The 961-nt window shown below is 67.3% G+C and carries 1 pseudogene; it reads left to right on the top strand.

Annotated features, from left to right (window positions below):
• Positions 1–509, top strand: a pseudogene (locus RM423_RS24915) (phosphotransferase); the annotation flags it as partial.
• Positions 510–961: the final 452 nt, after the last annotated feature.

Raw genomic sequence — 961 nt, 5'->3', positions numbered from 1 at the left:
CACCACCAGGCACCGGCTGAGGCCCCGGCCAACCCTTCGCGCGGCATCCCGCTGGCCGGATTGCAGCGGGGGTCGACGGCTGGTTCGAGCTGATTGCCGACTACGCGGACGCTGAGGCCGCGCGGCAAGTGTGGGACAACGCTGTCGCAGCACCCGCCTGGCAGGGCGCGCCAGTCTGGCTGCATGGTGACTTGCATCCAGCAAATGTGGTGGTCCGGGACGGGATGCTCGCTGGGGTGATCGACTTCGGCGAGCTGTGCGCAGGCAATCCCGCGACTGATCTTTCGGCCGCCTGGATCCTGTTGCCGGCCGGCGCTGCGAGTCGGTTCTTCGACGCCTATGAGCGGGCCGACGGAGCCACGATCACCCGTGCCCGCGGCTGGGCTGTGCTGCGCGCCCTGAACCTGATCGCAATCGGGCAGAACGGCAGGCTTGGTCTGCCCGGAGGCAAACCGACGTGGGAACCAGCAGGCTACGCAACGCTCGAACGGGTTCTGGCGGCGGGCTGACTGCGACGGGCTCACCACGGCTGCGCGTCGAGAGCGTTGCGGGGTGCGATTGAGTTCCCGGGAAGCGTTGCCGGGTGCGACTGAACTCCCGGCGCGCGCTGCACGCCTGCGACCATTGCATCGTGACGCGCGATGAGGTGTCGCAATTTCCGCCGTCCGCGCCGGGGTAATGGGCTTGCCGACCGTCTCACGAGTCGTTCAACGGCCGCATACGTCGCTCGATCCCGCGAAGGTGCAGGGATCTGGCCGTGTACGCATCGAGTCGCTCTCGCGGCGGACGGTTTTGTCAGACCCTTTCCGTAGTGTCTGTTGTATGGCGTTGACGGGGGGGCCTTCGCCCCGAAAAGTGGACACGCGATTTGATTGTTATGCGGCCGGTCGTAGCGTAGCCGCGGTGGTGGTGTTCTCGTAGGTGATCGGGCTGCGGTAGCCGCAGGCGGAGTGCCGGCGGC

It is taken from the genome of Jatrophihabitans lederbergiae (genome assembly GCF_031845305.1).
GTDB classification, from domain to species: domain Bacteria; phylum Actinomycetota; class Actinomycetes; order Mycobacteriales; family Jatrophihabitantaceae; genus Jatrophihabitans_A; species Jatrophihabitans_A lederbergiae.
Note: the sequence above shows the minus strand (reverse complement) of the source record. Positions and strands in the feature narration are given on the sequence as shown.